The organism is Nocardia colli (assembly GCF_008704205.1).
Lineage (GTDB): Bacteria > Actinomycetota > Actinomycetes > Mycobacteriales > Mycobacteriaceae > Nocardia > Nocardia colli.
On record NZ_VXLC01000023.1, the window covers coordinates 212,514 to 238,665 of the forward strand.

28 protein-coding genes are annotated in these 26,152 nt (G+C 68.7%); 20 read left to right on the top strand and 8 right to left on the bottom strand.

The genetic code is table 11. From position 1 onward, the window contains the following. Positions 1-50 precede the first annotated feature (50 nt). From F3087_RS36305 to F3087_RS36320, 4 genes are all read left to right on the top strand, one after another. Entirely contained in the window at positions 51-1,622 is a 1,572-nt protein-coding gene (locus tag F3087_RS36305; protein ID WP_150406636.1) for an L-aspartate oxidase, read from the top strand. 91 nt (positions 1,623-1,713) lie between these two features. Next, positions 1,714-2,574 carry a carboxylating nicotinate-nucleotide diphosphorylase gene (nadC, locus tag F3087_RS36310; RefSeq protein ID WP_150406637.1) on the top strand — a complete coding sequence of 287 codons (861 nt, stop codon included), beginning with the start codon at positions 1,714-1,716 and terminating at the stop codon, positions 2,572-2,574. Positions 2,575-2,676: 102 nt separating this feature from the next. Then, positions 2,677-3,678, top strand: a complete 1,002-nt coding sequence (locus F3087_RS36315) for an alpha/beta hydrolase family protein (protein WP_150406638.1) — start codon at positions 2,677-2,679, stop codon at positions 3,676-3,678. 134 nt (positions 3,679-3,812) lie between these two features. Then, positions 3,813-4,763: an alpha/beta hydrolase family protein gene (locus F3087_RS36320; RefSeq protein ID WP_150406699.1), complete on the top strand. Its 951-nt coding sequence runs from the start codon at positions 3,813-3,815 to the stop codon at positions 4,761-4,763. Here the strand turns inward: F3087_RS36320 and F3087_RS36325 are convergent, their stop codons facing one another. The 3 genes from F3087_RS36325 to F3087_RS36335 are packed head-to-tail and all read right to left on the bottom strand — an operon-like array spanning position 4,764 to position 6,854. Then, entirely contained in the window at positions 4,764-5,942 is a 1,179-nt protein-coding gene (locus F3087_RS36325; RefSeq protein WP_150406639.1) for a winged helix DNA-binding domain-containing protein, read from the bottom strand. It lies immediately after the preceding gene. Between the two features lie 29 nt (positions 5,943-5,971). Continuing rightward, positions 5,972-6,457 (bottom strand): tellurite resistance TerB family protein, encoded by a 486-nt coding sequence (locus tag F3087_RS36330; RefSeq protein WP_223885605.1) that lies wholly within the window; start codon positions 6,455-6,457, stop codon positions 5,972-5,974. A 55-nt stretch (positions 6,458-6,512) separates the two neighbouring features. Further along, on the bottom strand, positions 6,513-6,854 hold the full coding sequence (locus tag F3087_RS36335) for an ArsR/SmtB family transcription factor (protein WP_150406640.1): 342 nt from the start codon (positions 6,852-6,854) through the stop codon (positions 6,513-6,515). 109 nt (positions 6,855-6,963) lie between these two features. Here F3087_RS36335 and F3087_RS36340 point away from each other — a divergent pair, with 109 nt between their 5' ends. The 9 genes from F3087_RS36340 (at position 6,964) to hisH (ending at position 17,828) form a co-directional block, all read left to right on the top strand. Continuing rightward, positions 6,964-8,193: an MFS transporter gene (locus tag F3087_RS36340; protein WP_150406641.1), complete on the top strand. Its 1,230-nt coding sequence runs from the start codon at positions 6,964-6,966 to the stop codon at positions 8,191-8,193. A 209-nt stretch (positions 8,194-8,402) separates the two neighbouring features. Further along, positions 8,403-9,395: an alpha/beta hydrolase family protein gene (locus tag F3087_RS36345; RefSeq protein WP_150406642.1), complete on the top strand. Its 993-nt coding sequence runs from the start codon at positions 8,403-8,405 to the stop codon at positions 9,393-9,395. A gap of 82 nt (positions 9,396-9,477) precedes the next feature. Continuing rightward, entirely contained in the window at positions 9,478-10,344 is an 867-nt protein-coding gene (locus F3087_RS36350) for an arylamine N-acetyltransferase family protein (protein WP_150406643.1), read from the top strand. 61 nt (positions 10,345-10,405) lie between these two features. Next, positions 10,406-12,154 carry a penicillin-binding transpeptidase domain-containing protein gene (locus F3087_RS36355; protein ID WP_150406644.1) on the top strand — a complete coding sequence of 583 codons (1,749 nt, stop codon included), beginning with the start codon at positions 10,406-10,408 and terminating at the stop codon, positions 12,152-12,154. A gap of 156 nt (positions 12,155-12,310) precedes the next feature. After that, positions 12,311-13,888, top strand: coding sequence for a serine/threonine-protein kinase (locus F3087_RS36360; protein ID WP_317983950.1), 1,578 nt, complete (start codon positions 12,311-12,313; stop codon positions 13,886-13,888). Between the two features lie 202 nt (positions 13,889-14,090). After that, entirely contained in the window at positions 14,091-15,428 is a 1,338-nt protein-coding gene (hisD, locus tag F3087_RS36365; protein WP_150406646.1) for a histidinol dehydrogenase, read from the top strand. Further along, positions 15,425-16,558, top strand: a complete 1,134-nt coding sequence (locus F3087_RS36370) for a histidinol-phosphate transaminase (protein WP_150406647.1) — start codon at positions 15,425-15,427, stop codon at positions 16,556-16,558. The genes hisD and F3087_RS36370 overlap by 4 nt, the downstream gene beginning before the upstream one ends. Before the next feature lie 20 nt (positions 16,559-16,578). Then, complete coding sequence (gene hisB, locus F3087_RS36375; protein ID WP_150406701.1) at positions 16,579-17,196, top strand: imidazoleglycerol-phosphate dehydratase HisB; 618 nt, start codon at positions 16,579-16,581, stop codon at positions 17,194-17,196. After that, the gene (gene hisH, locus F3087_RS36380; RefSeq protein ID WP_150406648.1) at positions 17,193-17,828 is read left to right on the top strand and encodes an imidazole glycerol phosphate synthase subunit HisH; all 636 of its coding nucleotides are present in this window, start codon (positions 17,193-17,195) and stop codon (positions 17,826-17,828) included. Before hisB ends, hisH begins: the two co-directional genes overlap by 4 nt. Before the next feature lie 11 nt (positions 17,829-17,839). Here the strand turns inward: hisH and F3087_RS36385 are convergent, their stop codons facing one another. Next, entirely contained in the window at positions 17,840-18,301 is a 462-nt protein-coding gene (locus F3087_RS36385) for a hypothetical protein (RefSeq protein WP_150406649.1), read from the bottom strand. A gap of 211 nt (positions 18,302-18,512) precedes the next feature. Here F3087_RS36385 and F3087_RS36390 point away from each other — a divergent pair, with 211 nt between their 5' ends. The 7 genes from F3087_RS36390 (at position 18,513) to hisI (ending at position 23,871) form a co-directional block, all read left to right on the top strand. Next, positions 18,513-19,037, top strand: a complete 525-nt coding sequence (locus tag F3087_RS36390; protein ID WP_150406650.1) for a hypothetical protein — start codon at positions 18,513-18,515, stop codon at positions 19,035-19,037. Between the two features lie 138 nt (positions 19,038-19,175). Beyond that, positions 19,176-19,616 carry a MarR family winged helix-turn-helix transcriptional regulator gene (locus F3087_RS36395; RefSeq protein ID WP_150406651.1) on the top strand — a complete coding sequence of 147 codons (441 nt, stop codon included), beginning with the start codon at positions 19,176-19,178 and terminating at the stop codon, positions 19,614-19,616. Positions 19,617-19,755: 139 nt separating this feature from the next. Next, on the top strand, positions 19,756-20,487 hold the full coding sequence (gene priA / locus F3087_RS36400) for a bifunctional 1-(5-phosphoribosyl)-5-((5-phosphoribosylamino)methylideneamino)imidazole-4-carboxamide isomerase/phosphoribosylanthranilate isomerase PriA (protein WP_150406652.1): 732 nt from the start codon (positions 19,756-19,758) through the stop codon (positions 20,485-20,487). Beyond that, positions 20,484-21,299 carry an inositol monophosphatase family protein gene (locus F3087_RS36405; RefSeq protein ID WP_150406653.1) on the top strand — a complete coding sequence of 272 codons (816 nt, stop codon included), beginning with the start codon at positions 20,484-20,486 and terminating at the stop codon, positions 21,297-21,299. Before priA ends, F3087_RS36405 begins: the two co-directional genes overlap by 4 nt. A 4-nt stretch (positions 21,300-21,303) precedes the next feature. Next, a complete protein-coding gene (gene hisF / locus F3087_RS36410; RefSeq protein WP_150406654.1) occupies positions 21,304-22,077 on the top strand; it encodes an imidazole glycerol phosphate synthase subunit HisF in 774 nt (257 codons plus the stop codon). Between the two features lie 442 nt (positions 22,078-22,519). Beyond that, complete coding sequence (locus F3087_RS36415) at positions 22,520-23,458, top strand: TIGR03564 family F420-dependent LLM class oxidoreductase (protein WP_150406655.1); 939 nt, start codon at positions 22,520-22,522, stop codon at positions 23,456-23,458. A gap of 47 nt (positions 23,459-23,505) precedes the next feature. Beyond that, positions 23,506-23,871, top strand: a complete 366-nt coding sequence (gene hisI, locus F3087_RS36420; RefSeq protein ID WP_150406656.1) for a phosphoribosyl-AMP cyclohydrolase — start codon at positions 23,506-23,508, stop codon at positions 23,869-23,871. Here the strand turns inward: hisI and F3087_RS36425 are convergent. The 4 genes from F3087_RS36425 to F3087_RS36440 form a co-directional block, all read right to left on the bottom strand. Then, a complete protein-coding gene (locus F3087_RS36425) occupies positions 23,844-24,284 on the bottom strand; it encodes a MarR family winged helix-turn-helix transcriptional regulator (protein WP_223885606.1) in 441 nt (146 codons plus the stop codon). The genes hisI and F3087_RS36425 overlap by 28 nt on opposite strands. Positions 24,285-24,485: 201 nt before the next feature. Beyond that, complete coding sequence (locus tag F3087_RS36430) at positions 24,486-25,067, bottom strand: permease (protein ID WP_223885607.1); 582 nt, start codon at positions 25,065-25,067, stop codon at positions 24,486-24,488. Between the two features lie 74 nt (positions 25,068-25,141). Next, positions 25,142-25,603 (bottom strand): peroxiredoxin, encoded by a 462-nt coding sequence (locus F3087_RS36435; protein ID WP_150406658.1) that lies wholly within the window; start codon positions 25,601-25,603, stop codon positions 25,142-25,144. 117 nt (positions 25,604-25,720) lie between these two features. Continuing rightward, on the bottom strand, positions 25,721-26,014 hold the full coding sequence (locus F3087_RS36440; protein ID WP_150406659.1) for a hypothetical protein: 294 nt from the start codon (positions 26,012-26,014) through the stop codon (positions 25,721-25,723). Positions 26,015-26,152: the final 138 nt, after the last annotated feature.

Consider the following 26,152-nt stretch of genomic DNA (forward strand, 5'->3'; position numbering starts at 1 on the left):
GCGGCGGTGGTCGGACAGCGGTTGCGCAACGCACAGAGAGGCACGGGCGAATGACTCCAGTGTCGATCGACTGGGAGACCGAGGCCGATCTGGTGGTGATCGGCGGTGGCGTCGCGGGACTGACCGCGGCGCGCACCGCCTCGCTGCGCGGGCTGCGGGTGTTGACGCTCAGCAAGGGCGGTGCCACCGACACGTCCACCCAGTACGCCCAGGGCGGGATCGCTGTTGTTGCGCCGGAAGGTGATTCGGTCGAATCGCACGTGCACGACACGGTCGAGGCCGGCGCCGGACTGTGCGATGTGGACGCCGTGCGATCCATCGTCGAAGGCGGGCAGGCCGCGGTCGCGGCGTTGACCGACCTCGGTGCGGTCTTCGATCTCGGCCGGGACGGGCAGATTTCGCGGACCCGCGAGGGCGGGCACAGCACTCGGCGGATCATCCACGCGGGCGGCGACGCCACCGGCGCGGAGGTGCAGCGGGCATTGAACGCGGCCGGTTTGCCGGTGCTGTTCGGCGCGGCGGCCTGTGAGATCCGCACCGGTCCTGCCGGTGTGCAAGGTGTTCTAGCGGTGTCGGACAAGGGATTCGGTGTCGTGCACGCGCCGGCGGTGCTGTTGGCGACCGGTGGTCTCGGGCAGCTCTACGCGCTCAGCACGAACCCGCCGGGTGCGACCGCCGACGGGGTCGCGCTGGCGCTGTGGGCCGGGGCCGCGGTGGCCGATCTGGAGTTCTTGCAGTTCCATCCGACGGTGTTGTACACGCCGGGTGGGCTCGGGCGCCGTCCGCTGATCAGCGAGGCGGTGCGGGGCGAGGGCGGCATTCTGGTGGATTCCGAAGGAGATTCGGTGACCGCCGGGGTTCATCCGCGTGGTGATCTGGCGCCGCGGGATGTGGTGTCGCGGGCCATCGCGGCGCGGATGCGCGCGCTCGGCACGGACCACGTCTATCTCGACGCGCGAGCGATCGACGGTTTCCCGCAACGGTTTCCGACGATCACCGCCTCCTGCCGCGCGGCGGGCATCGATCCGGGTACCGACCTGATTCCGGTCGCTCCGGCGGCGCACTATCAATGCGGTGGGGTGGTGACCGACCCGCACGGTCGCACAGCGGTGCCGGGGCTCTATGCCGCGGGCGAGGTTGCGCGCACCGGACTGCACGGCGCTAATCGGTTGGCGTCCAACAGCTTGCTCGAAGGTCTCGTCGTCGGCGAACGGGTCGGCGCGGCGGCTGCCGAACGGCTCGGTGAGCGCGGTCGAGCGACCGACGTATCCACCCGGATCGTCGACAGCGCGGATCGCGGTGTGGTGCAGCAACTGATGACCGACCACGCCTCGGTGGTGCGGGACCGCGCGGGGCTGGACGAGGCGCTCAAGCGCATGAAAGACGCAGTGACACAACGTGAGACCGGGCATGTGGCCGGCCCCGATATTGCCGCGAACATCAAGGCGATCGAGGATGCCGCGCTCACCCTGACGGCCCGCACCTTGCTGCTCGCCGCCTCCGCCCGCACCGAAAGTCGCGGCTGCCACACGCGTTCCGATCACCCCGAGTCCGACGACCGCCTCCGCCACAGCATGTCAGTAGTGCTGGACGAGGACGGTCGCCCCCGGCTCGACCAATAACCGACCGTGTCGCGAGGGCACATGGTGGTGGCAAACCCGCCATGTGCCACTCGACCCCGGTCGCACGCACGAGTAGATAGAGGAGTGATTGATGGCTCTGGACAGTAGGTTGGACAAGGCTGAGGTGCTCGCCCTCATCCGGACCGCGCTCGACGAGGATCTGCGCTACGGCCCGGACATCACCACTGCCGCGACGGTGCCCGCCGACGCGGTGGTGAAGGCGTCCGTGGTGCCGCGGCAACCGGGGACGGTGGCCGGGCTCGACGTCGGACTGCTGGTGCTGGACGAGGTGATCGGCGCGGGGAATTACGAGGTCGCCGGCCGCGTCGCGGACGGAACCCGGGTCACCCCGGGGCAATCCGTGCTCACCGTCGTCGCCCCCACTCGCGCCCTGCTCACCGCCGAACGCACCATGCTCAACCTGGTCTGCCATCTCTCCGGCATCGCCACCGCCACCGCCGCCTGGGTCGACGCGGTCGAGGGGACGGACTGCAAGATCCGCGACAGCCGCAAGACGCTGCCCGGACTGCGCGCGTTGCAGAAGTACGCGGTCCGGGTCGGCGGCGGGGTGAACCACCGGATGGGTCTCGGTGATGCCGCGCTGATCAAGGACAACCATGTGGTCGCCGCGGGTTCGGTGGTCGAGGCGTTGCGGGCCGTCCGCGAGCTGGCGCCCGACATCGCCTGCGAGGTCGAGGTGGACAGCCTCGAGCAACTCGACGCGGTGCTCGCGGAAGACGTGGAACTCGTGCTGCTCGACAACTTCCCGCTGTGGCAGACCCAGGCCGCCGTGCAACGCCGCAATGCGGTGGCGCCGCAGACGAAGCTGGAATCCTCCGGCGGGCTCAGCCTCGAGGTGGCCGCCGAATACGCGGGCACCGGTGTCGATTACTTCGCTGTCGGCGCGTTGACCCACTCGGTGCGCGTGCTGGACCTGGGCCTGGACATGTAGCGGAACGATCGCGGGTGCCGATCAACGAGTGTGTTGTCTCGTCTTGATCGCATTACCGTTGTTACGCAATACATTTGCGTGAACCCGTGCCACGATGCCGTAATGAACAGCGGGTGTCGCCTGCTTGCCTCGGTGCTGTCGATCGTGACAATTCTTGCGGTGTCGTGGGTCGGTGCGCCGTCGGCTGCGGCCGAATCGGACTGTGCTGGAAGTGTGGTCATCCGGCCGATCGCTGTCGCGGTCGACGGGGAGCAGTCGAACGGGTGGGCCTATGAGCCGTATCAGTGCACTCCCGGTGACCTGCCGCCGGCGCGGCTGATCCTTGCGGTGCACGGGTTCAACGAGAAGTCGTCCGACTATCCGGACGTGATGTCCGCGAACGCGCAGCGGAGTGGAGCGACGCTGCTGACGCTCGATCAACGGGGCGGGGACAGCCAGTGGAAGACGGGGGAATGGAATCCCTGGGCCGGTTGGCACGACGTGGTCGCTACCGCGCAGTGGTACAGGAGCGAGCATCCGTCGATCGGTAAGACCGTGCTGTGGGGGTGGAGCCAAGGCGGCATGACCAGCGGGCTGGCGTTGGCGTACGGGCCTGCGGGGTTGTTCGATTACTGGGTCGATACCGCGGGTCCGTCGAACACCGTCGATTACTGGAATGCGGGCAACACGCTGGGGCTGCCGCAGGTCTCGCAGATCGAGCGTGACGCCGGTGGTTGCACGCCGGCGGTCTGCCCGCAGGCGTATGCGGATCGATCCACGGTGGCGCTCGCGGCGAAGATGAGCGCGCAGCGGGTGTTCCTGGTGCACGGGACCGCGGATCCGATTGTCCCGTACCAGCATTCGCTCGATCTGAAGAACGCGCTCGCGGCGGCGGGGCAGCCGTATTCGATGTACACGGTGGTGACGGGGCGAGGGCCGGACGGGGCGGTGCTGCCCGGTACGCACTGGATCGGTCCGGTCTGGTTCCAGGGAGCCTGTGTGGTGGAGCGGTTGCTCACGGATCTCGAGCCGTTGGACGGGGCGGCTCGCGAGTACGTCACCGATGTGCTGGCCGGGGTGGACACAGCGCCCGCCGCGCCACCAGGTGCGACCTGTGCGGCTTGACCAGCTGTGATGTGGCCGACTTCAGTCGGACGTTGCGGACTCCGGCTATTAGCCGAGTGTTTGCCACTGCTGGGTACTATGCGGCGATGATTGGTGGCCGGCGCGCGGTTGCGTGGTTGTTGTCGAGCGTGACCATGTTGGTTGCGTCGTGGCTGGTTGCGCCCTCGGTGTCGGCCGAGCCGGAGTGTGCTGGGGACGTGGCCGTGCGGACGGTGGCGGCGACTGTCGATGGTGAGCAGGCGACCGGGCGGGTTTATGAGCCGTATCGGTGCAGTCCGGGTGATCTGGCGCCGCGCAGTCTTATCGTCGCGGTGCACGGGTACAGCGAGACGGCCGCTTCGTATCCCGACGTCATGGCTGGGATGGCTCGGCGCACCGGAGCCGCGCTGCTGACGCTGGATCAGCGGGCCGAGGGCAGTGTGTGGAAACCGGGTGAGTTCAATCCGTGGGCCGGATGGCAGGACACGGTGGCGCTCACACAGCAGTTCAAGAGCGAGCATCCGTCGGTCGGCAAGACCGTGCTGTGGGGTTGGAGTCAAGGCGGTCTGACGGCCGGGTTGGCATTGGCGTACGGGCCCGCCGGGTTGTTCGACTACTGGGTCGATGCCTTCGCTCCGACGAACATCGTCGACTACTGGAACTTGACCAGCGCGTTCTTCCCGGCGCAGCGAGCGCAGATCGAGCACGACGCGGGCGGCTGCACACCGCAGCAGTGTCCGCAGGCCTACGCCGACCGCTCCCTGGTCGCCATCGCGCCGAAGCTGAATGCCGAGCGCACCTTCCTGATCCACGGACTCTTCGATTTCGATGTGCCGTACCAGCATTCGGTCGATCTGAAGAACGCACTGGCTGCGGCGGGCAAGCCGTACTCGATGTACACGGTGGTGACTGAGCGGGGTCCGGACGGCAGCATTCAACCCGGTCTGCACGATGTCGGGCCGACCTGGCAGCAAGGCATCTGCGTCGTTGAACGGGTGGTCGAGGGGCTGGAACCGTTGGATGGGGCGGCCCATGACTACGTCATCAACGTGCTGACCGGCGTCGACACCGCCCCGCTCCCGCCGGGTGCGAGCTGCCCGGCCTGATCAGGCGGTCAGTTCGCGTTGCAGCGGGGTGCGGAAGCGGGGGATAGCGCGCACGTCGCCGAACCATTCGGCGGTCCGCGCGGCCTCGGCCTCGATCAGTGCGACGGCGTCGGCGCCCACGTCTTCCAGTAGGCGATAGACGATTTCGCCGTCGCCGCGCTGCCCCCAGCCGCCGACGATGCGGCCGTTCCACCAAATCGTCGGTCCGATATTGCCATTGGTGTCGAACAGGGCCGGTGCGTGCGGGCCGAGGTACCAGTCGCGGGACTGCCAGCCCATCGGGGTCGGGTCGAGGCAGGGCAGCAGCGCGGCCCAAGGTTCCGGCGCCGCAACGGGTTCCACGTCGTCGGCGAGCAGAAGGCCGGTGGCGCCGTCCAAGTCGACCTCGACCACGTCGAGATCGGTGAGCGCCTTGCGTACTTCGCCGAGACCCCAGCCGGTCCACCACTTGAGGTCGGTGATCGGGGCCGGGCCGAAGGCGTGCAACCACTGCCGGAGCAGTTCGGCGCGCGCCTGTTCGGCCGACATCGACGGAACCCCTTGGGGCAGCCAGGATTCGATGGGCTCCCAGGTGTACTGGCTGCTGGCCCAGCTGCCGTTCGGGCGGCCGCGCACGATCCGGCCTTCGCAACCGAGAGTGACCAGCACCCAGGTGGTGATGTTGGTCGGGCGCGAATACGACTTCCCCGGAGCGGGATCCACTTGGGTGCGCAGCCGGGGCACGTCCTTGCTCAGCTGTGCGCCGGTGGCGGCGCCCCTGGCCAGCAGCGCGTCGTGCGTTTCGGCCTCGACGTCGTCCAGCCAGCTCGCCACGTCGCCCTCGACCGCCCCCGATTGCTCGATGAACTTGCGGTAGGCGCGACGCTGCTTGTGCGCCAACGCATCCGCGCACGACGCCTGCAAGACCGGGACCAGGTCGAGCGGCGCGATGAACATGGTGCGGCGCATCGCGAGCATGCGCAGCAGCGTCCGGTCGTCGTAGAGGGCCTGCTCGACGTCGGGCGGGGCGAGGGTGTTGCTGCGGGACCCGACGGACAGGAACACCGTCGCCGGGTCGGTCGCGTGCAGCACCACCATCGATCGGACGATCTCGGCCACCTGATCGGACCGGTTCGCCGCCGCGAGCCGATGCCGCACCGCCAGGCGGGCCCGTCGCTCAGCCACATCAATCGAACGCATCAGCGAATCCTAGCGTTCGACGGTGCGGTTCAGATGCCGTAGTCCTGCGGGTTCAGGCGCAGGGTCTGGCAGGCCTCGCGGACCGCGGCGATCTCGGTCTGGTCGAAGTTGCCGTCCGCGTTGCCGATCATGATGCCGATCCGGACGACCGCGTCGGCCTCGGTCGGCTTGCCCGCGGCCTTGCCGATCTGTTGCAGCACGTGGGCGCGGCCGAAGGCTGGGTCGCTGGTCAGGCGGTTGCAGTTGTCCTCGAACAGGGCGCGCAGGTCGTCGATCGGGAAGTTCTGCAACACCTGATCGGCGGCGATCAGGTTCGCGACCTTCATCCGCTCGGCCGGGTCGATGCTGCCGTCGGCGGCCGCGACCAGCGCGCAGATGCCCATGCTCGCGTCGCGGAAGGAACCGCCGCGCAGGTCGTTCTTCTTGGCCAGCAGCTGGGCCTGCCATTTCGGCGCGTTGTCCATCAGCTTGCTGATCAAGGTCGCGTTGGACATCAGGCGGTTCAAGAAGGCCATGACCGGGAATTTAGCAGACCTGCGCCGACCAGTCCCGGCCACAAACGATCCGGCGTCAGTGCCCCGGTTTCCAGGCGCGGACCAGGTCGAGCAGGCCGGGGAAGCGGGCTTCCAGGTCGTCGATCCGGACCTTGCTGCGGCGCTCCAGGCCGTAGCGCTGCTGGCGGGTGACGCCGGCCTCGCGCAGCACCCGGAAGTGGTGGGTGAGCGTCGATTTCGGGCGGTCGATGTCGAACCAGCCGCAGGAGCGGTCGGTGTCGGGGGATTCGGTGAGCAGCTTTTGAATCATGGTGAGCCGCAAGGGATCGCTGAGCGCGGCGAGGACGTGATCGAGGCGGAGGTCGGCACGGTCCGGCTCGGGGAGCCGGGTGTCGGGGACTTCGGTTGCCGATGGCATCGCGGGACTCCTGAGGGTGTGGGTGCCCTGTACGGGTTTTATCGTACTAGATGCTAAGTTCGATTTCGTTCGTATCGGTACGATAAAAGTCGAACCAGTGGAGGTTGGGATGGCGACGCTCACTGCGCACCGGGTGAACCGGGACGGGCTCGTGTGGCTGGCGGCATGGCCGGTCATGGCGGTGTTCGTGCTGTCGAACGCGGCGACACCGCTGTACGTGGTGTGGCAGCGCGAGCTCGGGTTCTCGGCCGGCACGCTGACGGTGATCTTCGCCAGCTACATCGTCGGGCTGCTCGGTGCGCTGCTGGTCGCGGGTGTGGTGTCGGATCGGGTCGGGCGTAAGCCGGTGCTGTTGCCCGCGATCGCGCTGGCGGTGGTGGCGTGTGTGCTGTTCGCCACCGCGAGTTCGGTTGCGGTGCTTGCGGTTGCGCGGTTGCTCACCGGGATCGCGGTGGGTGCGGCGGTGTCCGCGGGGATGGCGGCGGTGACCGATGTGGGTGGGCCGGAGCGCAAACGGCTTGCGGCGCTGGCCGCTTCGTCGGCGATGGTGTTGGGCGCGGGGTTCGGGCCGCTGTTGTCCGGTGTGCTGTCGGAGACCGTGCCCGGCCCGACGGTGACCATCTTCGTGGTCGAAATCGCGCTGCTCGTCTCGGCTTTCGTGGTGGTTGCCCGGCTGGATCTGCCGAAGGGCGCCGGTGGGCGCGGGCCGTGGATTCGGATTCCCGCGGTGGCGCCGGGTGGGCGGACGGCGGTGCTGCTCGGCATCGCAGTGTTCGCGCCGGGGATCACCTCGACCTCGTTCGTGCTGTCGCTGGGACCGTCGCTGCTCGCGCACCTGCTCGGCGCCACCAACCGGGTGATCGCGGGCGGGCTGGCCTTCGTGATGTTCCTGGGCGCCACCGGCATCCAGTTCGCCGCGCGCCGCCTGCGGGTGCGCACGATTCTGCTCGGTGGCGCGGTCGCAACGACGGTAAGCATGCTGACCCTGGTGCTGTCACTACAGCTTTCCTCTCTCACCCTGTTCGCAACGGCCGCCGTCCTCGCCGGAATCGGCCAGGGCCTGGGCCAATTCGGCGGCCTCACCGCGATCAGCGCCACCGTCCCCGCAGCTCGCCTCGCCGAAGCCAACGCCGCCCAGAACGTCGGCGGCTACCTGCCCGCGGCCGTCCTGCCGTTGAGTGCCGGTTTCCTCAGCGACGCAATAGGTTTGACCGGCGGCGCAACCACCTTCGCCATCGTGGTGATCACTGCTGCCATCGCAGGCGGCTGCTCGGTCCTCCTCCGATCGAGCAGTTCGTCACGCCAACAGCGGAATCCGCACTCTCACACATCGAGGTGAGTCAAGAGGTCGTTCCGGCGTATCGAGGGGAGTCAAATGGTTGCTGCTGAAGATCAACTGGCGACCATATGACGCACCTCGATATATGAGTGGTGGCGCGCATCGGCGGATGCGCAGTGCGGGGTGGGACGGGTACGCGGCGGGGCGTAGGGCGCATGGGTCCGGCCTGGTTTGGCCGGTTCGCGCTGGTGGCGTGCCATTATTCGAGGATGAGGCGTGGATTCGTAGTGGTCGCGGTGGGTGCGCTGTTGGTTGGGTTGGCTACTGCGGTCGCGCCGTCGGTTGCGGCTGAGCCGGAGTGTGAGACGCAGGTGGCGGTGCGGGCGGTGACGGTCAGCGTCGATGGGGAGGATGCGACGGGGCTGGTGTATGAGCCGGATCGGTGTGGGGCGGGGGACTTTTCGCCGACGGATCTGGTTGTCGCGGTGCATGGGCACGATGCCGGGTCGGACAGCTATGCGGGGTATCTGACGTCGATTGCCCGGCAGAGCGGTGCGCCGGTGCTTTCGATGGATCTGCGCTCGGACAGCAGTGTGTGGCGTACCGGTGAGTGGAATCTGTGGGCCGGTTGGCACGACCTCGTGGCGTCCACTCAGTGGTACAAGGATCAGCATCCTTCCATCACGCGCACGGTGCTGTGGGGGTGGAGCCAGGGCGGGATCATGAGTGGGCTCGCGGCGGCGTACGCCCCGCCCGGATTGTTCGACTACTGGGTCGACAATTACGGTCCCGCAGATGATTTCACGATGTGGCTGGGTTCGGCGGTGATCGATCCCGTGCTGCCCGCACAGATCGAACGCGATGCCGGTGGCTGCACGCCCGTTGTCTGCCCGCAGGCCTATGCCGAGCGTTCGCCCGCGCTGGTGGCCGGTCGGATGAGTGTGCGGCGCGCGTTCCTGATCCACGGCACCGGAGACAACGTGGTGCCCTATCCGACGACGCTGGAGATGCGCGCCGGACTGCTCGCCGCAGGCAAACCCACGTCGATGTACACCATCGCCACCGGCCGCGACCTGTACGGCGCGGTGGTCCCCGGCGATCACAGCGTCGGACCCGCCTTCTTCGAGGGCGGTTGCGTAGTCCAGCGACTCCTGCTCGGCACCGAACCTACCGACGGCCCCGATCGCGACTACCTCGTCGACGTCGCCCACGGCATCGCCACCGCACCGCCCGCCCCACCGAACGCCAAGTGCGCCGCCTGATCGCATCGACCTCGATCCGGGAACAGGATCGCGGCCGCTTGCGGTTGATGTTGACGACACCGACGACGAAGTGAGGGTGAGAATGGGTAAGCCGACGGATCCGGCGTATCACTGGGACGGCGCGGAACTGGACCTGGACGGGTACCTGGCGCGTATCGGGTTCGACGGCGAGCGGGCGCCGACGGTGGAGACGCTGCGCAAGGTGGTGCGTGCGCACACCACCTCGATTCCGTTCGAGAACCTGGAGATCCTGCTCGGCCGCCCGATCCTGCTGGACCTGGAGTCGTTGCAGAACAAGCTGATCCGGCAGCGCCGCGGCGGCTACTGCTATGAGCATGTCGGCGTGTTCGCGGCCGCGTTGGAACGGCTCGGGTTCGGTATCACCGCGCTGAGCGCCCGGGTCACGATGGGCGCGGACGAGGGCCTGCGCCCCGCGACGCACGCCCTCCTGCGCGTGACCACCGATGACGACGACCGAGTCTGGCTGTGCGACGTCGGCTTCGGCTCCGGCCCGCTCGAACCGTTCGAACTCTCTACGGAGACAACCGATTTCACCGCGGGCGAGTGGAAGTTCCGGCTCGAATACACCCGCGGCGAGCTGGACAGCGACCTGTGGGTGCTGCACCAGTTCGGCAAGGACGGCTGGATCAGCCGCTACACCTTCGCGACCACCCCGCAGTACCGCATCGACTTCGCGGTCGGCAACCACTTCGTCGCCACCTCGCCGCGTTCGCCGTTCACCACCCGCCCTTACGTGCAGCACTTCGGCCCGGACATCCACCTGACCGTCGACGGCACCACGCTGATCACCGAACGCCCGGACGGCACCAGCGAAACCCGCCTGATCGAAGCGAGCGAACTGCCGAAGATCCTGTCCGAGGAGTTCGCCATCGACCTCACCGAAGCCGACGCCGCCGCCCTGGTTACAGGCTCCTGGCGGACCGCGTGAACCAGCCCGCCCCGGCGTAGCCTCTCTCACCTCGCCGGGGCCGGCAGATACAGTCGGCTGGGTGCGTACCCGCCGGAATTACCTCGTCCTGTTCGCCGCACCCGCGCTCGTGCTCGCCGCCTGCTCGTCCGGTCCGGACCAGCCGGACACGGTCGCAGGCCAGTTCGCCGACGCGCTGAACCGCGACGATGTCGCGGCCGCGGCCAAGCTGACCGACGATCCGGCGAAGGCCGCCGACGCCCTCGGCAAGCTCTACGACGGCCTCGGCAAGGAGGTCCGTTTCGACGTCCGCTCGATCGACAAGAACACCTTCACGCTGGCCGCCACCTGGAAGCTGGGCAAGGACGGCAAGTCCGAGTGGACCTACACGACCACCGGCACCGCGAACGACAGCGACGGCTGGAAGGTCAAGTGGAACCCGGACACGGTCGCACCCGGCCTGGCCGCCGGCCCGCTGAGCTACAGCGCGGTCTATCCGCAACCGTCGCGCATCCTCGATTCCACCGGCGGCGAGTTGATGACCCAGCAGGTGGTCACGCTGGTCAACGTGAGCCCCGGCGCCGACCTCGGCGCGCTCGCCGGTCTGCTCGGCCCGATCTCGCCCGGCATCACCGCGCAGTCGTTGCAGGCGGATCTGGCTGCGGCGCAGGGCAAACCGGTCACCGCGATCAGCCTGCGCGACGCCGATCTCGCGCCGATCCAGGCGCAGCTGTCCGGTCTGCCCGGCGTCACCCTCGCGCCGCAGACCCGGCTGCTCACCAACGACAAGTCGCTCGCCTCGCCGACCCTGTCCGGGCTGGCCGAACTGTGGCAGAAGAACGCCGACGACAACGCGGGCTGGGCGGTGCGCGCGCAGACCGGCGACGGCACCCAGCGCGTCGGCGGCCAGGATCCGAAGCCGACCGCCGATATCGCGTCCACCCTGAACATCGACCTGCAACAGGCGGCCGAGGCGGCGCTGACGCCGATCCCGCAGCCCGCGGCGATCGTCGCGATCCAGCCGTCCACCGGCAATGTCGTCGCGGTCGCGCAGAACGCCGCCGCCGACGCACAGGGGCCGATCGCGCTCACCGGGCTGTACCCGCCGGGTTCGACGTTCAAGACGGTGACCGTCTCGGCCGCGCTGCAAGCGGGCACGGTCACGCCGGACACCGTGCTGCCCTGCCCGGGCGTCGCGAACATCGAGGGCCGCAAGATCCCCAACGACAACAATTTCGACCTCGGACAAGTCCCGCTACATACCGCGTTCGCGCGTTCGTGCAACACGACGATGGGCGAGCTCGGGGTGAAACTGCCCGCCGACGCGCTGACGAACGCGGCCGCGCAACTCGGTCTCGGCATCGACTACGTCACACCGGGACTGACCACCGTGACCGGCAAGGTGCCGCCCGCGGACACCCCCGCGCTGCGGGTCGAATCCGCCATCGGGCAGGGCCAGGTGACCGCGACACCGTTCGGTATGGCACTGGTCGCCGCGTCCATCGCGCGCGGTTCGGTGCCCGCGCCGACGATCGTCAAGGGTCAACCGGGCACACCGGACAAGACGCCGGCCGCGTTGCCCGCGAGCGTCGCCGACCAGGTCAAGGCCATGATGCGGGAAACCGTCACCGCCGGAACCGCGACTCAGCTGCGCGACATCCCCGGCTTGCTCGGCAAGACCGGCACCGCCGAATTCATCGACGACAAGCACGCGCACGGCTGGTTCGTCGGCATCGCCGATGACCTGGCATTTGCCGTATTCATCAACGACGCCAACAGCTCTGGGCCCGCGGTGGACGCGGCCGGACGGATGCTGCGGGCGGCGCATTAGTCGCGGCGCGCCGATGTGGGCGGAGAATATGCCCGTGCTGGCGCGGACCGAAGTCGCGCGGCCCGCTACACTCGTCCCCGGACCGCGTCTGTAAGCAATATGCGGGATGTCACGATTTCGAGAAGGTTCGGAGTAGGCGCCATCGATACCGGTCAGTTGATCGCGGAGCATTACCGCCTGGTCGAGCGGATTGGTAGCGGCGGCACAGGTGTTGTTTGGCGTGCCATCGACGAGCGTCTGCAACGCTCGGTGGCCGTCAAGCAGATCCACATCAAGCCGAGCCTCCCCGAGGCCGAGCGTGATGTGGTGCGCCAGCGTGCCATTCGCGAGGCCCGCAACGCCGCTCGTTTCCAGCATCCGAATGCCATTGTGGTGTTCGACATCACCGAGCATCAGGGTGATCCCTGCCTGGTGATGGAATACCTCAAATCCAACAGCCTGGCCGGCGTGCTGTCCGCGCAGGGCCCGCTGCCGTTGACCCAGGTCGCGCGGATCGGCGAACAGGTCGCCTCGGCGCTGATCGCCGCGCACGACGCGGGCATCGTGCACCGGGACGTGAAGCCGGGCAACATCCTGCTCGACGACCACGGCACGGTGAAGATCACCGACTTCGGCATCTCCCGCGCCGCCGGTGACGTCACGCTCACCGAGACCGGGCTGATCTGCGGCACCGCCGCCTATCTCGCGCCGGAGATGGCGCGGGGCGCGGACCCGACGCCCGCCTCGGACGTATTCGCCTTGGGCGCAACTCTTTTCCACGCGCTGGAGGGCGAACCGCCGTACGGCGCGAACGCCAACCCGCTCGCGGTGCTGTACGCCGCGGCCAACGGTCAGGTCAGCGAGCCGCGAAACGCCGGGCCCGCAACGGATTTCCTGCTCGACCTGCTCAGCCCGGAACCGCAGGACCGGCCCACCATGCGGGCCGCCCTCGACCATCTGGCCGCGTTCGCCGACTCCGGCCCCGCGCCGGTGGCCGCCGGATTCGTGCCCGCCAGTGAGGCTTTCGTGCGCCGCCGCAACGGCGCGCCGGAATCGGCGACGCGTGCCCTGCGCCCGTCGGCGGTGTCCGCGCCGGTGCAGCAGCCGGCCGAACGGCAGCAGCGCCCGCAGCAGCCCGCGCACCGTCCGCAGCACGCGCCGCGGCGGCCCGCGCAGCCGAACACCGCCACCCATCCCCGCACGCAGGCCCAGCCGCGCCCGGTGCCGCGCAAGTCCGGCGGCAAGAGCAAGGCCGTCATCATCGGCGCCGCGATCGGCGCGGTGGTGGCGGTGGCCGCGATCCTGATCGGTGCGTTGAGCCAGAAGGACTCGAATTCGCCGACGGTGAATGCGGGTCCGCCGTCGACGAGTGCGGCCAGCGGTGGGCCCAGCTCGGCTCCGCCGACCGGAACGCCCGGCAAGACCACCAGCGATGGCAAGGTCACCGAGGGTCCCGCGGCGGCGTTGGTGAAGCGGTTCTACGACGACGCCAGCGGATCGTGGTCCATCCTGACGCCGGCGGCGCAGAAGGTCTACGGCACCGAAACCGGGTTCCGCCAGTACTGGGACGCGCACACGGTCGAGAACTTCACCAACATCAGGAAGTCCGGCGACAGCGGTGCGGATGGATCGATGGACATCAAGCTGGACAGCCTGATCATCGACGGCCAGGACAAGCCGCTGGTCCTGCGGGTGATCAGCTCCGGCGGCAAGCTGCTCATCGACAGCGACACGCGCTTCCCGAACCTGTCCTGACTTTCGCGGAATCCGGCGTCGACGTCTGCTGATCGCCCTTCGTCGCGGTAGATGAGCTGGTCGGCGCCGGTCCCGGGCGCTACCGGTGAGACGCAGGGCGCAACAGGGCAGACCGTGCGGATAACGGCTGGCGTCGGCCGGATAGGCTGGTAGCTGCAACTTTCCTGTTGCGGATTCGGCTGAAGACAAGGATCGACACCACATGACTACCCGCATCGAGCTCGCCCGCGTTGATCTGCGCGGTCGCACTCCCTCCGTTGCCGAGCTGCGCGCCGCGCTGCCGCGCGGGGGAGTCGACGTCGACTCGGTGCTGCATCATGTGCGGCCGGTGGTCGAGGCGATCCGGGATCGTGGCGTCGCGGCGGCCCAGGAGTACAGCGAGCGGTTCGACGGGATCAGCCCGGCGACGGTGCGGGTGCCCGCGGCCGAGCTGGAGAAGGCGCTCGACGAGCTGGATCCCGCGGTGCGCGCGGCGCTGGCGGAGTCCATCGCCAGGGCCAGGAAGGTGCACGCCGATCAGCGGCGCACCGACAAGACCACCGAGGTGGTCCCCGGCGGCACGGTGACCGAGCGCTGGGTGCCGGTCGAGCGGGTCGGGCTGTATGTGCCCGGCGGCAACGCCGTCTACCCGTCCAGCGTGGTGATGAACGTGGTGCCCGCGCAGACCGCGGGCGTGGGCTCGCTGGTGGTGGCCTCGCCACCGCAGGCACAGTTCGGTGGCCTGCCGCACCCGACCATCCTGGCTGCCGCGCAGTTGCTCGGCGTCGACGAGGTATGGGCGGTCGGCGGGGCACAGGGCGTCGCGCTGCTGTCCTACGGCGGCGTCGACACCGACGGCGCCCAGCTGGAGCCGGTCGATCTGATCACCGGGCCCGGCAACATCTACGTCACCGCGGCCAAGCGGCTGTGCCGCGGCCTGGTCGGCATCGACGCCGAGGCCGGGCCGACCGAGATCGCGATCCTGGCCGACGCGACCGCGGACCCGGTGCACGTCGCGGCGGATCTGATCAGCCAGGCCGAGCACGACGTGCTCGCGGCCAGCGTGCTGGTCACCGACAGCGCGGACCTCGCGGACGCGGTGGACGCGGCGCTGACCCGGCAGATGGCCGTGGTGAAGCACGCCGAGCGGGTGACCGAAGCGTTGCACGGCAAGCAGTCCGGCACGGTGCTGGTCGACGACATCGAGCAGGGTCTGCGGGTGGTGAACGCCTACGCGGCCGAACACCTCGAGATCCAGACCGTCGACGCCGCCGCCGTGGCCGCCCGAGTACGCAGTGCCGGTGCGATTTTCGTCGGCGCGTACGCACCGGTGAGCCTCGGCGACTACTGCGCGGGCTCCAACCATGTGCTGCCGACGGCCGGATGTGCCCGGCACTCTTCGGGTTTGAGCGTGCAGACGTTCCTGCGCGGCATCCACGTCGTGGACTACACCGAGGCGGCGTTGAAGGATGTGGCCGGTCACGTGGTAGCGCTGGCCAACGCCGAGGACCTGCCCGCCCACGGCCAGGCCGTGCAGGCGCGTTTCGAGGCGCTGTCATGACCGGCCAGGCCACCGTGCCGGGCGCGGACATCAGCCTGGACGACCTACCGCTGCGGGACAACCTGCGCGGCAAGAAGCCTTACGGCGCACCGCAATTGACCGTGCCGGTGCAGCTGAACACCAACGAGAACCCGCACCCGCCGAGCCGGGCGCTGATCGACGACGTCGCCGAGTCCATTCGGATCGCCGCCGCCGACCTGCACCGCTACCCGGACCGGGACGCGGTGGCGCTGCGCGGCGACCTGGCCGAATACCTCACCAGGCAAACGGGTATCGCGGTGGACACCGACAACGTCTGGGCGGCAAACGGTTCCAACGAGATCCTGCAGCAGCTGTTGCAGGCGTTCGGCGGACCCGGCCGCAGCGCACTGGGTTTCGTGCCGTCGTACTCGATGCACCCGATCATCTCCGAGGGCATCGACACCGAATGGATCGAGGCCAAGCGCAACGCCGACTTCGCCCTCGACGTCGACTATGCGGTCGCCGCGATCGCGGAGCGCTCGCCGAACGTGGTCTTCGTGACCAGCCCGAACAACCCGACCGGACACAGCATTCCGCAGGATGATCTCGCGCGGATCCTGGAGGCCGCGCCGGGCATCGTGGTGGTCGACGAGGCGTACGGGGAGTTCTCTGCGCAGCCGAGTGCCCTCGCGCTGATCGATCGGTTCCCGGCGAAACTGGTGGTGACCAGGACCATGAGCAAGGCGTTCGCCTTCGCCGGCGGCCGGCTGGGCTACCTGGTCGCCGCGCCCGCGGTGATCGACGCGATGCTGCTGGTGCGGTTGCCGTATCACCTCTCGGTGGTCACCCAGGCGGCCGCGCGGGCGGCGCTGCGGCACGCCGACGAGACCCTCGGCAGCGTCGCAGAGCTTGCCGCGCAACGTGATCGGGTCGCGACGGCGCTGGCCGAGATCGGCTTCGACGTGATCCCGAGCGACGCGAATTTCCTGCTGTTCGGCCGGTTCACCGACGCATCCGCGAGCTGGCAGCGGTATCTTGATCATGGCGTGCTGATCCGCGATGTCGGCATCCCCGGCTACCTGCGCACCACCATCGGGCTGGCCGCGGAGAACGACGAACTCCTGAAGGTCAGCCGCATTCTGGTGCACACCGACGTGACGCCCCGATGAATCCGCCTGTGGAGGAACCAATCATGAACCGAATCGCGCGGGTCGAGCGTGTCACCAAAGAGTCCAGCATCGTGGTCGAGCTGGACCTGGACGGCTCCGGCAAGACCGAAATCGCCACGGGCGTCCCGTTCTACGACCACATGCTGACCGCGCTGGGCGCGCACGCCAGCTTCGACCTGACCGTGCGGGCCGAGGGCGACACCGAGATCGAGGCCCACCACACGGTGGAGGACACCGCGATCGTGTTCGGCCAGGCGCTGGGAAAGGCGTTGGGGGACAAGGCCGGCATCCGCCGGTTCGGTGACGCCTACATCCCGATGGACGAGACGTTGGCGCACGCCGCGGTCGACGTCTCCGGGCGACCATACTGCGTGCACACCGGCGAGCCGGAACACCTGCTGCACGCAGTGATCCCCGGATCCGGTCCCGGCGCACCGTACTCCACCGTGCTCAACCGCCACGTCTTCGAGTCGATCGCGTTGAACGCGCGCATCGCGCTGCACGTGCGCGTGCTGTACGGCCGCGACCAGCACCACGTCACCGAAGCCGAATTCAAGGCGGTGGCAAGGGCTTTGCGTGCCGCGGTCGAACTCGACCCGCGGGTGCACGGCGTTCCCTCGACGAAGGGGACGCTATGACACTGAAGTCTGTCGCGCTGCTCGATTACGGCTCGGGCAACCTGCACTCGGCCGAGCGCGCGCTGGTTCGCTCGGGCGCGAAGGTCGAGGTGACCGCCGATCCGGAGATCGCCTTGGCCGCCGACGGTTTGGTCGTGCCCGGCGTCGGCGCGTACGCCGCCTGCATGGCCGGACTGCGCGCGGTGCGGGGCGAGCGAATGATCGGCCAGCGCCTGGCCGGCGGTCGTCCGGTGCTCGGCATCTGCGTCGGCATGCAGATCCTGTTCGAGCGCGGCGTGGAATTCGGCGTGGAGACCGACGGCTGCGCGGAATGGCCCGGCGTGGTGGAACGACTGTCCGCGCCGGTGCTGCCGCACATGGGCTGGAACACCGTGTCGGCGCCGCAGGACAGCGTGCTGTTCGCCGGCCTGGACGAGGAGACGCGGTTCTACTTCGTGCACTCCTACGCCGCCCAGACCTGGGATCTGCCGCCGGGCGAGCATTTCGCCGCACCCAAGCTGACCTGGGCCGAGCACGGCGTGCCGTTCCTCGCCGCGGTGGAGAACGGGCCGCTCTCGGCGACCCAGTTCCACCCGGAGAAGTCCGGCGACGCCGGGGCCCAGCTGCTGCACAACTGGGTGCAGTCGCTGTAAGCCCAACCGGACTACCGGGTTTCGGCCCGGTTGACCAGCCAGCGGCCGTTCACGTTCTCGACGGTGATCAGCAGCGACATCTTGTTGGTCTTCGGCATGCCGCCGGTCTCGTCGCTGGTGGTCGTCCGCACCACGTCGACGGTCACGTCCGCGCGGGCCTCGTCACCGGAGACGACCCGGCAGTCCACCGAATCGACGGTCGCGCGGGTGTGGCTGGCGGCGGCGTTGGCCTGAATGGTCGGCCGGGCCTCCTCGAACTCCGCGCGGAACATGCCGGTGGTGATGTCGAGCATCTTGCCGGCATGGTCGTCGAAGCGCGCGTAGTCGTAAGTCCCTGCGACGGTGCCGAAATCGCAGCCGGCCAGCCGCGCCTCCTCGGGCGGGGCTGCCGCTGCGGTCTGCGCGGTGGCCAGCACCGCGGTGCAGGTGGCAGCCGAAATCAGGAGCACGGCAGGCAGGGTCGAGCGCGACATACGAGATCCCTAGGGAGAGTGCGGAGTCGGCGACCGGAGTGATCGCCGTGGCGAGACACTACCGGCGATTCCCCGGTCGCGGGGGCTGCCCGCGGCGTCGGTCGTGGGCGCCGCCTCCGGGTAGACCCTGACTCGTCCGCGCGGGATATCGGGGTTGCCACCGGATTCGCTTGTGGCGGCGTGGATCTATGGTCGATCCGAGGAGGCCGCTATGAGGAGCGTCACAGTCCCGTTGGTCGTGCTGACCGGGTACGCCGTGGTCGCGTGTTTCGTCTTCGGCACCGCCGCGGCGGAGACATTGCTGTTGTATCCCAACATCTTTCGGGACGTCCCGGAGTCGCTGGAACTGTCCCAGCGGTTCATGAGCGTGGTCAGCGTCGGTGACGTGATGCGACCGCTCGGTGGTGTGCTGACGCTATGCGCGGTGCTCGCGCTCGTGGCGGCGGTGCGGTATCGGGTCGGGTTGCGCTGGACCGGGCTGTCGCTGATCTCGTTGATCAGCGGGCAGTTCCTGCTGTCGGTGCTGTACGAGTGGCCGCGGGCGACGATCCTGTTCGACGATCGGGACGAGCACACCCTCGCCGAGATCGAACGGGCCGCAACGGAATTCCAGATCGGGGAGGGGTTGCGCCTCGTCGCGGCGGCGCTGACCGCGCTGTTCGCGGTGGCAGCGGCCCTGGTCTGTTACCGCCGCCGGGTGCTGGCAGCCCATGCCCGGACGGGCGCGGTCGTCTAGATCGGGTGGTCTCGACCCGCGATAGTCATCGGTCTGCTTCGGCGCCAACCGCGCCGAAGCGGCAGACCTCGCCGAGGACGTATCGCGATTCGCCCGTTCACATATTGTGGGTGCGACCAACAAGAGTTAGATTGCACCATGGAGATCTCGCAGGAGGGTGCGCCCGCCAGACTGCGGGCGCTGCCCACCCGGCTGGTCAATCAGGTCGCCCTCGTCGCCAATCGGGCGACCGAGCGGGCGCTGAACGCCACCGGCTCGCGGCGTTACCACTACGCGCTGCTCGCGGCGCTCGGCGAGTTCGGCTCGATCAGCCAGGCCGACCTGGGCCGGCGCACCCGGATCGACCGCAGCGACATCGTCGCCACGGTGAACGAGTTGGCCGGCCGCGGCTTCGTCGAGCGCAGCCCAGACGAGGGCGATCGCAGGCGCAAGATCGTCACCATCACCGAGGCGGGCACGGCCCATCTCGCCGAGCTGGACGAGCGACTGGCCGGCGCGCAGGACGAACTACTGTCCGGCCTCGACCCGGCGGAGCGCGCGGAGCTGGTCCGTCTGCTCACCCGAATCCTCGATCGGTGATTCAGCTCCTATATGCGCAGGCCGGAGACGGGCCGGACGAACGGAACCACTAGGGTGGTCGCGTGAGTGAGCGCAGCGAACGAACCATCAATACAGCGTCAAAGACGTCGACGGAGCCGAGCGCCAGCGAGGCGCAGTCGTGAGTCTTGTGCTGCTACCCGCCGTCGATGTCGCCAATGGAGAGGCCGTGCGCCTCGTGCAGGGGGAGGCCGGGAGCGAAACCAACTACGGCTCGCCGCGCGATGCCGCCCTGGAATGGCAACGCGCCGGCGCGGAGTGGGTCCATCTGGTCGACCTGGACGCCGCCTTCGGCCGCGGCTCGAATCGTGAGCTGCTGGCCGGTGTGGTCGGCGAACTCGACGTCAAGGTGGAGCTGTCCGGCGGCATCCGCGACGACGACACCCTGGAGGCCGCGCTGGCCACCGGGTGCGCCCGGGTGAACCTGGGCACCGCCGCGCTGGAGGATCCGATCTGGTGCGCCAAGGCCATCGCCAAGCACGGCGAACGCGTCGCGGTGGGCCTGGACGTGCGGATCATCGACGGCGACTACCGGCTGCGCGGCCGCGGCTGGGTCAGCGACGGCGGCGACCTGTGGGAGGTGCTGGAGCGCCTGGAGCGCGACGGCTGCTCGCGCTACGTGGTCACCGACGTCACTAAGGACGGCACGCTGACCGGCCCGAACCTGGACCTGCTGCGCGAGGTGTGCAACGCCACCGACGCCCCGGTCATCGCCTCCGGCGGCGTCTCCACCATCGAGGACCTGATCGCGATCGCCGAACTGGTGCCCGAGGGCGTCGAGGGTTCGATCGTCGGCAAGGCGCTCTACGCGGGCCGGTTCACGCTGCCCGAGGCGCTGGCCGCGGTGAGATGAGCCCGGACCTATCGGCTCTGCTCGCGGTCGCCCGCGAGATCCTGGACTCGGTCACCTCCCGCTTCATCGAGGGGGTCGGCGCGCCGAGCGCGGTGACCAAGGGGCGCAACGACTTCGCCACCGAACTCGATCTGGAGCTGGAGCGCACCATCTCCGCCGAGCTCGAGCAGCGCACCGGAATCAAGGTGCACGGTGAGGAATTCGGCGGGCCGCAGCTCGTGTCCGGCACCGCGTGGGTGCTCGATCCGATCGACGGAACGTTCAATTACTCGTCCGGGCACCCGCTTTCGGGCATGCTGCTCGCGCTGGTGCACGAGGGCGAGCCGGTGCTCGGCCTGACCTGGCTGCCGCTGCTCGGACAGCGGTATGCCGCGATCACGGGCGGACCGGTGCAGCTCAACGGGCAACCGCTGCCGCCGTTGCCGCACGGCAAGCTGGCCGAGGCGATGATCGGCTTCGGCGCGTTCAATGTCGATGCGCGAGGCCGGATTCCGGGGCAGTTCCGGTTCGATCTGCTCGGCCCGCTCAGCCGGCTCTCCTCGCGCGTGCGGATGCACGGATCCACCGGCATCGACCTGGCGTTCACCGCGGCCGGGGTGCTCGGCGGCGCCATCGTGTTCGGCCATCACCCGTGGGACAACGCCGCGGGCGTCGCGCTGATCCGGGCCGCCGGCGGCGTGGTCACCGACCTGGCCGGCGCGCCGTGGACCATCACCTCGGGCTCGGTGCTGGCCGCCGCGCCGGGCGTGCACGAGGAACTGCTCGAAATGATCTGCACGGTCGCCGATCCGGCGACCGCGGAGGAAGGGTGAGGCAATGACGTTGGCGGTACGCGTGATTCCGTGTCTGGACGTCGACGCGGGCCGGGTGGTCAAGGGCGTGAACTTCGAAAACCTGCGCGACGCAGGCGATCCCGTCGAGCTGGCCGCGACCTATGACGCGCAGGGCGCCGACGAGCTGACCTTCCTGGACGTCACCGCCTCCACCGGCGATCGCGGCACCATGATCGACGTGGTGACCCGCACCGCCGAGCAGATCTTCATTCCGCTCACCGTCGGCGGCGGGGTGCGCACGGTCGACGACGTCGACCGGCTGCTGCGCGCCGGCGCGGACAAGGTTTCGGTGAACACCGCCGCGATCGCGCGGCCCGAGGTGCTGCGCGAGATGTCGGAACGCTTCGGCTCGCAGTGCATCGTGCTGTCCGTGGACGCGCGCACGGTGCCGGAGGGGCAGCCCGCGACGCCCTCCGGCTGGGAGGTCACCACGCACGGCGGCAAGCGCGGCACCGGCATCGACGCGGTCGAATGGGCCACCCGCGGAGCCGAATTGGGCGTCGGCGAGATCCTGCTCAACTCGATGGACGCCGACGGCACCAAGGCGGGCTTCGACCTGCGGATGATCCGCGCCGTCCGCGCCGCGGTCTCCGTTCCGGTCATCGCCAGCGGCGGCGCGGGCGCGGTCGAGCACTTCGCCCCGGCCGTGCAGGCGGGCGCGGACGCGGTGCTCGCGGCCAGCGTGTTCCACTTCGGCGACCTGACCATCGGCCAGGTGAAGGACTCGATGCGCGCGGAAAACATCGTCGTCCGCTAGCCCGCCCGCGCCCAATTTCGCCCGGCGCGCACGAATTCGCTAGCGATTTGGTGCGCGGCTCGGGATTTGGTGCGCGGCTGGAGTGTTGGTGCGCGGCTCGAGGATGTACGCGCTTTGAGGTTGTATACGCGGGCCGGGGTAGTGCGCAGTTATCGGGTGCGCCGCGCACGATTTCGCCCGCCGCGTAGAAGTTTGTTCGCTGCGAATGGGTTGGCTAGAGATTTCATGCGCGGCATGGGGTTGTGTGCGCGGCGGCGGGGTGGCGGCCGGTGCCGGAGCAGCGGGAGGGGCGGGTGTTGCGTATCGAATGGTTCGCTGCGTGTGAGTTTGTTGACGAAATCGTCTGCGCTCTGCGAAATCGTGCGCAGGAGGGAGTGCGGCGGACTCGGCGGGAATCGGCCGTGGCGGAATGTGGCTTGCGCTGGGTGGCGTTGGTGGGGAGATGAGCATCGGTATTGCGTTGTCGCCCTTCCGTCTCGACAAAACCGACAACGCGGTGGATGCGGCGGTCGCCGCGGGCAGGCAAGTCGCTGCGGCGGGGTTGAGTTCGCTGTGGTTCGGCCAGACGTTCAGCCACGACAGCATCGTGCTGTCCACGGCGGTGGGGCGGGAGGTACCCGAGCTGGAACTGGGTACCTCGGCGATTCCGATCCCGGCGCGACATCCGCTGCTGATCGCCAGTCAGGCGCAGACCGCGCAGGCGGCCACGCACGGCCGGTTCACGCTCGGCCTCGCCCTCGGCGCGCGAGCCTTCACCGAGTCCGCCTTCGGTGTCCCGTACGACCGGCCGATCGCCCGGTTGCGTGAGTTCTTGAGCGCGCTGCGCGCCGTACTCGACACCGGCACAGTCGATTTCCAAGGCGAGTTGCTCACCGCGGTCGCGCCGATGCCCGCCGCGGTGGCGGGCGCGAAGCCGGCGGTGCCGGTGCTGGTCGCCGCGATGGGGCCGCAGGCGCTGCGGGCCACCGGTGAATTGGCCGACGGCACACTGCCTTTCCTGGTCGGCCCGAAGGCGCTGGCCGAACACGTCGTCGCGCCGATCACCGAAGCCGCTGAGCGAGCGGGCCGTTCCGCGCCGCGCATCGTGGTCATGGTCGCGGGGGTGGTCACCGCCGATGTGGAGGGCGCTCGCGCGGCGGCCGAGCAGTCGACCGCGTTCTACGACGACATCCCCTCCTATCAACGGATCATCGAACTGTCCGGCGCTTCGCGGGCCGCCGATCTGGTCGTCATCGGCGACGAACAAGCCATCGCCGACCGCGTCGCCGAGTACTTCGAGGCCGGCGCCACCGACGTCGTCTTCAGCCAAACCGACCTGAGCACCCCCGCCGACGAGCAGCGAACCTGGCAACTACTGGGCGAACTGAATCGCGCCGCCTGACCGGGCCGCCGGGAATAGCACCCATGTCCGGCTGTTATAACCGTGCTATGACTCTCGACCCCGCCATCGCCGCCCGGCTCAAGCGCAACGACGCCGGATTGGTCGCCGCTGTCGCGCAGGAGCGCGGCACCGGCGACGTGCTGATGGTCGCGTGGATGGACGACGAGGCGCTGGCCCGGACGCTGGAAACCCGTAAGGCCACGTACTATTCGCGGTCGCGCCAGCAGTACTGGGTCAAGGGGGAGACCTCCGGTCACACTCAGTATGTGCACGAGGTCCGGCTCGACTGCGACGGCGACACCATCCTCTTGGTCGTCGATCAAGAGGGCGCGGCCTGCCACACCGGGACCCACACCTGTTTCGATACGGACGTGCTGCTGGCCGATCAGGTCTCGGCGGGCGGATCTTCCTGAGTCGTCCCGCTCGACCGGCCCAGCGCATCGGTGAGATGGTCGGCGAGTAGCTCGCTCAGCTCCGCCAGCTGGGCGGTCTGTTCCGGCTCCAGGCCGTCGAAGACGAAGCGGCGCACCGCATCCAGATATCCGGGGGCCGCCTCGACCACCTTGTGGTAGCCGTCGTCTGTCAGTACCGCCTGCACGCCACGGCGCCCGACGGTAGCCGAGCGCTCCGCCCAGCCCATCCGCTCGAGCTTCGATACGACGTGCGAAAGCCGTGATAGCGATGCATTTGCCTTGTGGGCGAGGTCACTCATCTGTAAGCGATGTCCAGGTTCCTCGGACAGCAGAGTCAAAACCCAATACTCGAAATGGGTGACCCCGGATTCGCGCTGCAGCTGGGTATCCAAAGCGCCTGGTAGGCGGGTCATCAGCGCGACAATCGCACGCCAAGCTCGTTGTTCTACGGGGTCGAGCCACTTCGTCACTGTGTGCCTTCTTTCAAGCCAAGTGACGTGGTTTTGTTAGGTAGCCTACCGATTATTGAAAAGCATGTTCACAGTCACCCGTGGCGCCAAGTTTGCCACGACTTCGCTCGCTCGTCATGCAGATGCTGAGTAGCGTGAGTTCACTCACAAACCGTCGGGCCGGGTCATGGCCTTATCGGTAGTGGTCGCGGGCGGTGTCGTGGTGCCGCGCTGCTTCGGATGCCGGCGCCGCCACCACCGCATGACGACCAGCACGAGGGCCGCCAGCCAGATCGCCGCGGCGGCGATCGCACCGGCCATCGAGGCGCCGCGGAAGGCGGGCGCGTCGACATCGAGGATCCGCTGCCCGGCATGGGCGGCATTGCTGCCGCCGAGCACGATGGTGAGCGTCATCAGATTGGGGATCGCGACGAGCACGGCGATCACGACGGCCGCACCGGCCATGAACCGGCCACCCCGGCGCCGCCACACCCGAACCGCGAACAGCAGCAGGAACAGTGGGATGACCGTGCACACGCCGCCGAAGACCAGGCCCCAGCCGATGCCCTTGGCGAAGCTGCCGTTGACCATCTCCGCGATCCGCTGCGCCCACCAGCGCGGGATGAACGCGGACAGGATGAAGTACGCGATGAACAGGACGGCGATCACCGCCAGTCCGCCGACCACCCAGGTCTTCCAGGCGGGCCCGGTCGACTTCTGCTCCAGCTGTCCGTCGGTCGCAGTCATGAGCCCAGAGTAAGCCGGGCGAGGGCGGAAACGTGGTGATCGCCCCGGCGTTTCCGGTACGACCGTGCCGGGACCTACTGCGCGCGCTCGCGCAGGAACTTCAGCGCCTCGTCGGCGTGCACGTTGGCGCGCAGCTCGCCGGTGATGATCTTGCGGACGGTGCGGTCGGGATCGATGACGAAGGTCTGCCGCTTGACCGGAGCGAGCTTGCCGAGCAGCCCGCGCTTCACGCCGAACTGCGCGGCGACCGTGCCGTCGGGATCGGAGAGCAACGGATAGCCGAGGCCCTGCTTGTCGGCGAATCCCGCCTGGGTGTCGACGCCGTCGGCGCTGATGCCGACGCACGAGGCGCCCAGCGCGGCGAAGTCGCCGGCCACGTCCCGGAAGTGGCAGGCCTCCGCCGTGCACACCGGGGTATTCGCGGCGGGATAGAAGAAGAGGACCAGCGGGCCGTCCGCGAGCAACGCGTCGAGCGAACGGGGAGTGCCGGTTTGATCGGGGAGCTCGAACTGAGGGGCGAGCTGTCCTGTCTGCATAGAAAGGGACAGTACCGGGCGCATGTCGCACCCGGTACCGGTCCGTTCCGGCTCATGTCGAACCTCCGTCTGCATGCCGATGACGCGCGGGCCGAAGACGGACGACGTGGTTACGTCCTAGATACCGATCAGTGCCGCGACTTCGGGGTTCTTGATCTGCATCACGTCGAGGATGCCGTGCGCGCGCAGGAACGGCTTGAGTTCCTTGATCCGGTCGGCGTGCGTGGCGTACTCGTCCGGGAAGTGATTCCTGTCCAGCGACTCGAGGGCCTTCGCGTAGGTGACGAAGGTGGCTAGTGCGTTCGGGGCACCCTGTTGGCCTGCCTTCGACTGCAGACCGACCATCCGTGGGGCCTGGCTCGGCGCACCGCCCGGGGCGGCGTGCCTGCCCTCCGGTTGCGAGGGGTACATCAGTTGTCTCCTCTCGATCATGGATACCGCGTGCGAGATGGAACGGAGCGAGCATAGAGACGCCCGTCACAGCCCTGTCGAGGGCATCAGAACCGGGCGGTCGTGTTTGTGACGGATGTGACTTGCGCGGGTCGGTAT

What these genes read in the sequence shown, in the direction of transcription:
- F3087_RS36305 (WP_150406636.1), top strand. Translation starts at nt 51, where the DNA reads ATGACTCCAGTGTCGATCGACTGGGAGACCGAGGCCGATCTGGTGGTG.
- nadC (WP_150406637.1), top strand. Translation starts at nt 1,714, where the DNA reads ATGGCTCTGGACAGTAGGTTGGACAAGGCTGAGGTGCTCGCCCTCATC.
- F3087_RS36315 (WP_150406638.1), top strand. Translation starts at nt 2,677, where the DNA reads ATGAACAGCGGGTGTCGCCTGCTTGCCTCGGTGCTGTCGATCGTGACA.
- F3087_RS36320 (WP_150406699.1), top strand. Translation starts at nt 3,813, where the DNA reads ATGTTGGTTGCGTCGTGGCTGGTTGCGCCCTCGGTGTCGGCCGAGCCG.
- F3087_RS36325 (WP_150406639.1), bottom strand. Translation starts at nt 5,942, where the DNA reads ATGCGTTCGATTGATGTGGCTGAGCGACGGGCCCGCCTGGCGGTGCGG.
- F3087_RS36330 (WP_223885605.1), bottom strand. Translation starts at nt 6,457, where the DNA reads ATGGCCTTCTTGAACCGCCTGATGTCCAACGCGACCTTGATCAGCAAG.
- F3087_RS36335 (WP_150406640.1), bottom strand. Translation starts at nt 6,854, where the DNA reads ATGCCATCGGCAACCGAAGTCCCCGACACCCGGCTCCCCGAGCCGGAC.
- F3087_RS36340 (WP_150406641.1), top strand. Translation starts at nt 6,964, where the DNA reads ATGGCGACGCTCACTGCGCACCGGGTGAACCGGGACGGGCTCGTGTGG.
- F3087_RS36345 (WP_150406642.1), top strand. Translation starts at nt 8,403, where the DNA reads ATGAGGCGTGGATTCGTAGTGGTCGCGGTGGGTGCGCTGTTGGTTGGG.
- F3087_RS36350 (WP_150406643.1), top strand. Translation starts at nt 9,478, where the DNA reads ATGGGTAAGCCGACGGATCCGGCGTATCACTGGGACGGCGCGGAACTG.
- hisD (WP_150406646.1), top strand. Translation starts at nt 14,091, where the DNA reads ATGACTACCCGCATCGAGCTCGCCCGCGTTGATCTGCGCGGTCGCACT.
- F3087_RS36370 (WP_150406647.1), top strand. Translation starts at nt 15,425, where the DNA reads ATGACCGGCCAGGCCACCGTGCCGGGCGCGGACATCAGCCTGGACGAC.
- hisH (WP_150406648.1), top strand. Translation starts at nt 17,193, where the DNA reads ATGACACTGAAGTCTGTCGCGCTGCTCGATTACGGCTCGGGCAACCTG.
- F3087_RS36385 (WP_150406649.1), bottom strand. Translation starts at nt 18,301, where the DNA reads ATGTCGCGCTCGACCCTGCCTGCCGTGCTCCTGATTTCGGCTGCCACC.
- F3087_RS36390 (WP_150406650.1), top strand. Translation starts at nt 18,513, where the DNA reads ATGAGGAGCGTCACAGTCCCGTTGGTCGTGCTGACCGGGTACGCCGTG.
- F3087_RS36395 (WP_150406651.1), top strand. Translation starts at nt 19,176, where the DNA reads ATGGAGATCTCGCAGGAGGGTGCGCCCGCCAGACTGCGGGCGCTGCCC.
- F3087_RS36405 (WP_150406653.1), top strand. Translation starts at nt 20,484, where the DNA reads ATGAGCCCGGACCTATCGGCTCTGCTCGCGGTCGCCCGCGAGATCCTG.
- hisF (WP_150406654.1), top strand. Translation starts at nt 21,304, where the DNA reads ATGACGTTGGCGGTACGCGTGATTCCGTGTCTGGACGTCGACGCGGGC.
- F3087_RS36415 (WP_150406655.1), top strand. Translation starts at nt 22,520, where the DNA reads ATGAGCATCGGTATTGCGTTGTCGCCCTTCCGTCTCGACAAAACCGAC.
- hisI (WP_150406656.1), top strand. Translation starts at nt 23,506, where the DNA reads ATGACTCTCGACCCCGCCATCGCCGCCCGGCTCAAGCGCAACGACGCC.
- F3087_RS36425 (WP_223885606.1), bottom strand. Translation starts at nt 24,284, where the DNA reads ATGACCCGCCTACCAGGCGCTTTGGATACCCAGCTGCAGCGCGAATCC.
- F3087_RS36430 (WP_223885607.1), bottom strand. Translation starts at nt 25,067, where the DNA reads ATGACTGCGACCGACGGACAGCTGGAGCAGAAGTCGACCGGGCCCGCC.
- F3087_RS36435 (WP_150406658.1), bottom strand. Translation starts at nt 25,603, where the DNA reads ATGCAGACAGGACAGCTCGCCCCTCAGTTCGAGCTCCCCGATCAAACC.
- F3087_RS36440 (WP_150406659.1), bottom strand. Translation starts at nt 26,014, where the DNA reads ATGTACCCCTCGCAACCGGAGGGCAGGCACGCCGCCCCGGGCGGTGCG.